Annotated in this window: 8 protein-coding genes and 6 tRNA genes; all 14 read left to right on the top strand. The window is 39.8% G+C overall.

The features are described 5' to 3' along the window. Positions 1-166 precede the first annotated feature (166 nt). The 14 genes from DWW85_RS12085 to DWW85_RS12020 all read left to right on the top strand — a co-directional run bounded on the left by DWW85_RS12085 (position 167) and on the right by DWW85_RS12020 (position 6405). Positions 167-238, top strand: a tRNA-Asn gene (locus DWW85_RS12085). A gap of 12 nt (positions 239-250) precedes the next feature. Next, positions 251-322, top strand: a tRNA-Glu gene (locus tag DWW85_RS12080). 13 nt (positions 323-335) lie between these two features. Then, a tRNA-Thr gene (locus DWW85_RS12075) sits at positions 336-408 on the top strand. A 21-nt stretch (positions 409-429) separates the two neighbouring features. Then, a tRNA-Tyr gene (locus tag DWW85_RS12070) sits at positions 430-511 on the top strand. A gap of 18 nt (positions 512-529) precedes the next feature. Further along, positions 530-603: transfer RNA gene (locus DWW85_RS12065), tRNA-Met, on the top strand. 14 nt (positions 604-617) lie between these two features. Continuing rightward, positions 618-690 (top strand) — tRNA-Phe (locus tag DWW85_RS12060). A gap of 105 nt (positions 691-795) precedes the next feature. Then, a complete protein-coding gene (locus tag DWW85_RS12055; RefSeq protein ID WP_021943524.1) occupies positions 796-972 on the top strand; it encodes a DUF951 domain-containing protein in 177 nt (58 codons plus the stop codon). A 144-nt stretch (positions 973-1116) separates the two neighbouring features. Further along, on the top strand, positions 1117-1407 hold the full coding sequence (gene rpsF / locus DWW85_RS12050) for a 30S ribosomal protein S6 (RefSeq protein WP_008401218.1): 291 nt from the start codon (positions 1117-1119) through the stop codon (positions 1405-1407). A gap of 15 nt (positions 1408-1422) precedes the next feature. Beyond that, a complete protein-coding gene (locus DWW85_RS12045; protein ID WP_008401219.1) occupies positions 1423-1863 on the top strand; it encodes a single-stranded DNA-binding protein in 441 nt (146 codons plus the stop codon). A gap of 17 nt (positions 1864-1880) precedes the next feature. Then, on the top strand, positions 1881-2144 hold the full coding sequence (rpsR, locus tag DWW85_RS12040; protein ID WP_008401221.1) for a 30S ribosomal protein S18: 264 nt from the start codon (positions 1881-1883) through the stop codon (positions 2142-2144). A 308-nt stretch (positions 2145-2452) separates the two neighbouring features. Beyond that, positions 2453-3163, top strand: a complete 711-nt coding sequence (locus DWW85_RS12035) for an ABC transporter ATP-binding protein (protein WP_117808784.1) — start codon at positions 2453-2455, stop codon at positions 3161-3163. A 175-nt stretch (positions 3164-3338) separates the two neighbouring features. Continuing rightward, positions 3339-4151: an ABC transporter permease gene (locus tag DWW85_RS12030; RefSeq protein WP_117808783.1), complete on the top strand. Its 813-nt coding sequence runs from the start codon at positions 3339-3341 to the stop codon at positions 4149-4151. 219 nt (positions 4152-4370) lie between these two features. Continuing rightward, positions 4371-5702, top strand: coding sequence for a type I glutamate--ammonia ligase (glnA, locus tag DWW85_RS12025; protein ID WP_117808782.1), 1332 nt, complete (start codon positions 4371-4373; stop codon positions 5700-5702). Positions 5703-5853: 151 nt separating this feature from the next. Continuing rightward, entirely contained in the window at positions 5854-6405 is a 552-nt protein-coding gene (locus tag DWW85_RS12020; protein WP_021943521.1) for an ANTAR domain-containing protein, read from the top strand. Positions 6406-6407: the final 2 nt, after the last annotated feature.

The following is a 6407-nucleotide window of genomic DNA, read 5'->3' as shown; positions in this document are numbered from 1 at the left end:
GAAGACTTATCCTGAGAGGTTCGAAAGATAAGCGGAAGAGATTGGAGAGAATGAAGTCGTAAGACTTTCTGTATGAAATTCTGAAGGTACATGAAATAAAAAGTATTGACATCAACCTGAATCTGTGTTAGGCTTGATGAGTACGCCGTGGTATACCAGGTGTTATTCCTCGATAGCTCAATGGTAGAGCACTCGGCTGTTAACCGAGGGGTTGTAGGTTCGAGCCCTACTCGGGGAGCTAATCTTATAAGGCCCCATGGTCAAGCGGTTAAGACATCGCCCTTTCACGGCGGTAACACGAGTTCGAATCTCGTTGGGGTCATTTAATTTAATATGCCGATGTGGCTCAATTGGCAGAGCAGCTGATTTGTAATCAGCAGGTTATCGGTTCGAGTCCGATCATCGGCTTTTTGCTGAAAAGCAAAAAATGGGTGGATTCCCGAGTGGCCAAAGGGGACAGACTGTAAATCTGCTGCGTAATGCTTCGGTGGTTCGAATCCACCTCCGCCCATTTCTTTTTTATTTATATCGCGGGGTGGAGCAGTCTGGAAGCTCGTCGGGCTCATAACCCGAAGGTCATAGGTTCAAATCCTGTCCCCGCTACTATTATGTAATATGCCCAGATAGCTCAGTTGGTAGAGCAGAGGACTGAAAATCCTCGTGTCGCTGGTTCGATTCCAGCTTTGGGCACGACTTTGAAAAGCTGAAATCATAACGATTTCAGCTTTTTCTTTTATCTGTAAAAAGACTGAGAGAAAATCAGATTCAGGTGTTGATAAATAAGGAGTGTGCAGTATGGAGTTTAATGTTGGTCAGGTAATTAAGATGAAGAAGCCGCATCCATGTGGTGCAAATGAATGGGAGATCCTTCGCGTTGGTATGGATTTTCGTTTGAAATGTAAAGGGTGCGATCATCAGGTGATGGTACCGAGAAAATTAGTTGAAAAGAATTTTAAAGGTTTTATAGAATAGCAAAAAAAGTATTGAAATAATAAAAAAATCCTTGCAACATGGGAACCTTTATGATATTATTTTGTTCTGTGATGTGTTAATAATCATATATTTCCTTGCTCATATATCATATATGGGCCAGAGACCATAAGGAGGTGCAATTACATGAACAAGTATGAGTTAACTTTAGTAGTTAATGCAAAGATTGATGAGGATGCTAGAACAGCAGCAGTTGAGAAAGTAAAGGCTTACATCGAGAAAGCTAATGCAACTATCACTAATGTTGAAGACTGCGGACTTAAGAAGCTTGCTTATGAAATCCAGAAGATGGGCGAAGCTTACTATTACTTCATTCAGTTCGATGCAGAAGCTGATGTACCAGCACAGCTTGAAGCTAATGTTCGTATCATGGAGCCTGTTCTCAGATATCTTTGCGTTCGTTTAGACGCTGAGTAATAGGAGGAATTCCGTATGAATAAAGTAATTTTAATGGGTCGTTTAACAAGAGATCCAGAGATCAGATATTCTCAGGGGAATGATCAGATGGCAATTGCCAGATACACTCTCGCTGTAGATAGACGTTTTAACAGAAATGGTGATCAGACCGCAGATTTTATTAACTGTGTTGCTTTTGGCCGTTCAGCAGAATTTGCTGAAAAGTATCTGAAACAGGGTACAAAGATCGTGGCTACTGGAAGAATCCAGACAGGCAGTTATACCAATAAAGATGGAAACAAAGTATATACAACAGATGTTGTTATCGAAGACCAGGAATTTGCTGAAAGCAAAGGAAGTTCTTCATCAGATGGCGGAAGTTATCAGCCAGCTGGCAGACCTTCACCTGCAAATGCAAGTGCAGAAGGTTTTATGAGTATTCCGGAAGGTATAGAGGATGATTTACCATTCAAGTAAAGAAGGAGGTAAATACAATGGCTTATACAAAGACAGATAGAGCAGACGCTCCAATGAAGAGAAGAAATATTCGTAGAAGAAAGAAAGTATGTGTATTCTGTGCAGATAAGACTGCTGTTATCGATTATAAAGATGCAAACAAGTTAAAGAGATACATCTCTGAAAGAGGTAAGATCCTTCCTAGAAGAATTACCGGTAACTGTGCTAAGCATCAGAGAGCTTTAACTGTAGCAGTTAAGAGAGCAAGACAGATTGCAATTTTACCATACGTAGTAGATTAATCTATATTCATTGGTTACACCGTAGGGTGTGCATACAATCTGAAAAATGAAGGATGGTTGTGAAGTGATTCACAATCATCCTTTTTATGTTTATGTTAATAAGCCAAATGCAGATTTCGTGTTTATATGAAAAACAACATTTGACTTATTTAATGCAATATTGACGTCCTGAATCATCTGGGATAAAATTTTGATTAAAGATATTATTAAATATAGAAGGTATAGTTATATTGTTAGATGAAAAATAAATGGATAATTAGCAATATGAAAAAAGGATTAGCACAAAAAAAGAATGCAAGGAGACCTTTATGGCAGAGAAGATCGTACAGATAGATCATGTTACAAAAAAATATAAGGAACGTACAGTATTGGATGATGTATCATTGTCTATCTGGACAGGGGATGTCATTGGGTTATTGGGAAGCAATGGAGCAGGTAAAACGACACTGATGAGGGCGATTGCAGGAAGCATTCCGGTTGATTCGGGAGAAATCAGTTTTTCAGGAGAACGAAGAACGCAGGATGTAGGAACGCTGATCGAGAATCCAAATATATATACCGATATGTCTGGAATCGAGAATCTTCGATATTTTGGCAGATTATTTGGGGTAGAGGATGAAGCAGTATATGAGAGCCTGCTGCAGCAGATGGGGCTTACAGAAGCCGGAAAGAAATTGGCTGGCAGGTATTCACTTGGAATGAAACAGAGACTTGGCATAGCGGTTGCAATGCTCGGTGATCCGAGACTTTTGATTTTAGATGAGCCGTTAAACGGTCTGGATGTACAGGGAATGCAGGATCTGGAAGAACGTCTGTGGGCAATGCATGAGGATCGGTCAATCGGAATATTGATCAGCAGTCATGTGATCGGTGAATTGGTAAAACTTTGCAATCGGTATCTGGTTATGGATCATGGCAGGATCTGTATGGAATATACAAGAGAAGAACTGCTTCAGCAGGCAGGCAGCGAGGAAGCAGTTGAGGATTATATTATTACACGATTCCAAAAAACAATGTAAATAAATAGCATAAGTGTAGAATATCAAGTAAAATTATAAAACAAATATAGCAGATCAGAATAATAAACAAGAGGAAAGACAGAACCAGAATACATTAGAGAAATCAACAGGGCTAGTAGATTAAAATAACATGCTGTACAGAAAATAACAGGTAAGACAGAAAGGCAGGAAACAAATGATGAATCAGATCATTCGTGCAGAGAATTACAGAATCAGGAAGAATAAGACATTTCGTATTGCATGCATTGTGATCATTGGAATGGTATTGGTTGGATTTGCATTGTTTTATGCTGCAACACATATGATATCCGGAGAGCTGATGGAAGCAGCGGGTGGATATGATACGGATGTGGATGCATTTACAGACATAAATCTGTTTGACTGTGCCGGAATCGCTGTTTCACTGATGCAGATTCTCTCTATTTTGTATGCAATCGTGATCACGATCATGATCGGGGCAGAGAAACGGAATGGTGTCTATTCGCTGATGCTGGAACGCGGGTATCAGACACGTCAGATTTATATGGCTAAATTATATGCGACAACGGTGATAGCAGGCATCGGTTATCTTTTATATGTAGCTGTATCGTTGATTGCCGGGGCGATATTCTGGCATGGAACAATCGAACGCGAGGATGTGACAGGATTTATCCGAGTGTTTCTTTTAATGCTTGTTATGTATGTAGTTTCTTCCTATATCTATATGGCAGTTGCGATGAATGTAAAAAATGCAGGAATGGCAGTTGCGGTGAATCTCATTATTGTACTTTTATTCTCAACAGTGATAACAGGTCTGGATCAGATTCTTGCTGATGGAGATGTGTTTCTCCGCAAGTACTGGCTCTTATCCGCAATCGAACAGTTTGCCTATATCGATCATACAGATACTACTGTGCGGGAAACTATAACAGGATTGATAGAAGCGGTCGGCTATGGCGGGCTTGCGGTGTTTATTGGCAATACTGTATTTACAAAGAAAAAAAGATAAAAACAGAAAATGAATGCTGCCGGCTATGTGAAGATATTTGACCGATAAGCCTTATGATAAAGTGTGGTTTTCGTTGACAAAATAAAGGGATGCGTTTATGATTATTAAGAACTTTAATGTGGATGGAGTCTGTCCACAGGAAAGAATGCAACAGTGGAATACTTTTATATAACCAGACGCTGCATTATATCAACATTAAGTAATGAAAAGGAGTATATTATGGGTAAGTACACGAAAGCAGATATCTTAAGGATGGTAAAAGAAGATGATGTAGAGTTTATCAGACTTCAGTTTACAGATATTTTTGGAGACCTTAAGAATGTTGCTATAACTTCAAGTCAGATTGAAAAAGCACTGGATAACAAGATTATGTTTGATGGTTCTTCTATTGAAGGATTTGCAAGAATCGAGGAATCCGATATGTATCTATATCCAGATTATGATACATATGAGACTTTCCCTTGGAGACCACAGCAGGGTAAGGTTGCCAGACTGATCTGTGATGTTTATAAGCCGGATGGCACTCCATTTGAAGGTGATCCAAGATATGTTCTGAAGAAGGCATTGAAGGAAGCTGCTGATATGGGTTACATGATGAACGTAGGTCCAGAATGTGAGTTCTTCCTGTTCCAGACAGATGAGAATGGCTTACCAACAACGAATACTTACGAGCGTGCAAGCTATTTTGATCTTGGACCACTTGATTTCGGTGAGAATGCCAGAAGAGATATGGTACTGACACTGGAACAGATGGGATTTGAGATTGAAGCTTCCCACCATGAGGTTGCTCCTGCACAGCATGAGATAGATTTCAAGTATGGCGAGGCATTAAAGACTGCCGACAGCATCGAGACATTTAAGCTCGTTGTTAAGACAATTGCCAAGAAGCATGGTCTGTGTGCTACATTTATGCCAAAACCAAAGTATGGCGTATGTGGTTCCGGTATGCATATGAATATGTCTTTATCAAAGGATGGCAAAAATATATTTGCAGATGATAATGATAAGCTTGGTTTAAGTCAGGAAGCATATTACTTCATTGCAGGTATCATGGAACATATGAGAGAGATGACAGCAATCACAAACCCATTAGTAAACTCTTATAAGAGACTGGTTCCTGGTTATGAAGCACCGATTTATATTGCATGGTCAGCAAAAAACAGAAGCCCATTGGTTCGTATCCCAAGTGCAAGAGGAGCAGGAACGAGAGTAGAGCTTCGTTGCCCGGATCCAACAGCAAATCCATATCTGGCAATGGCTGTATGCTTAAAAGCCGGATTAGACGGAATCAAGAGACAGATTCCGCTTGTACCAAGTGTTGACAGCAATATCTTTGAATTAACAAGAGAAGAAAAGAAAGCAAGACACATCGAGAGCCTTCCGGCAAACTTAAGAGAAGCTGTTTTATGTATGAGAGACAGTGACTTCATGAAGGAAGCACTTGGTGAGCATATCTTTACACGTTACACATCAGCAAAATTAGATGAGTGGAACGAATATACCAGACAGGTCACTGACTGGGAGATCAGCAATTACCTTTACAAAGTCTGATCAGAAGCCGGTATGTTTAAGTAAAACCGAAGAAGCATCAAGGAGTAATACAGACACCCATTTTATGGGTGCCTGTGTTGCTATATTATAGAATCAATTTGTTCCATGAAAATATAAGGAACTGAAACTGGTCGGGTGAGAGGTTGTTGTTTTGGTAAATGTAATTGTACTATTTGCAAAGATAGAAGAAGCAAAAAGCATAAAAAATCTTTTGGTTCGACATGGGATCAATGTAACTCAGGTATGTACGACCGGAGCACAGGCAGCACAGGCAGCAGATGCGTGTGATGATGGTCTTATTATATGCGGATACCAGTATCCGGATATGTTATTTTCGGAGCTGGCGGCAAATATACCGGATTATTTTGATATGCTTGTGATTGCATCTCGTGTGCATTACGAGGCGTGTAGAGAAAGTGGAATTACATGCCTGCCGATGCCACTTCGTACACAGGATTTTATCAATACTGTTTCACTGACGGTTGAAAATATTCTGTGGGAGCGTAAAAAACGCAAGACAAAACCAAAGGAACGCACAGAAGATGAAAAAAAGGTAATTAAGGCTGCAAAGCTGAAATTAATGAATGATAATGGATTTGATGAGCAGGGCGCTCATCGGTATCTGCAGAAAAAGAGCATGGATAATGGTATCAATATTGTTGAAATGGCATATATGATACTGGAACATACAGCACTGTTTTAAGG

It is taken from the genome of Clostridium sp. AF17-21AC, assembly GCF_003461365.1.
GTDB lineage: Bacteria > Bacillota > Clostridia > Lachnospirales > Lachnospiraceae > Coprococcus > Coprococcus ammoniilyticus.
This window is presented reverse-complemented; position numbering and strand designations above follow the sequence as displayed.

Bases quoted from the DNA above. Each gene is read 5' to 3' on its own strand.
- DWW85_RS12035 (WP_117808784.1), top strand. From the start codon at position 2,453: ATGGCAGAGAAGATCGTACAGATAGATCATGTTACAAAAAAATATAAG.
- DWW85_RS12045 (WP_008401219.1), top strand. From the start codon at position 1,423: ATGAATAAAGTAATTTTAATGGGTCGTTTAACAAGAGATCCAGAGATC.
- glnA (WP_117808782.1), top strand. From the start codon at position 4,371: ATGGGTAAGTACACGAAAGCAGATATCTTAAGGATGGTAAAAGAAGAT.
- rpsR (WP_008401221.1), top strand. From the start codon at position 1,881: ATGGCTTATACAAAGACAGATAGAGCAGACGCTCCAATGAAGAGAAGA.
- rpsF (WP_008401218.1), top strand. From the start codon at position 1,117: ATGAACAAGTATGAGTTAACTTTAGTAGTTAATGCAAAGATTGATGAG.
- DWW85_RS12030 (WP_117808783.1), top strand. From the start codon at position 3,339: ATGATGAATCAGATCATTCGTGCAGAGAATTACAGAATCAGGAAGAAT.
- DWW85_RS12055 (WP_021943524.1), top strand. From the start codon at position 796: ATGGAGTTTAATGTTGGTCAGGTAATTAAGATGAAGAAGCCGCATCCA.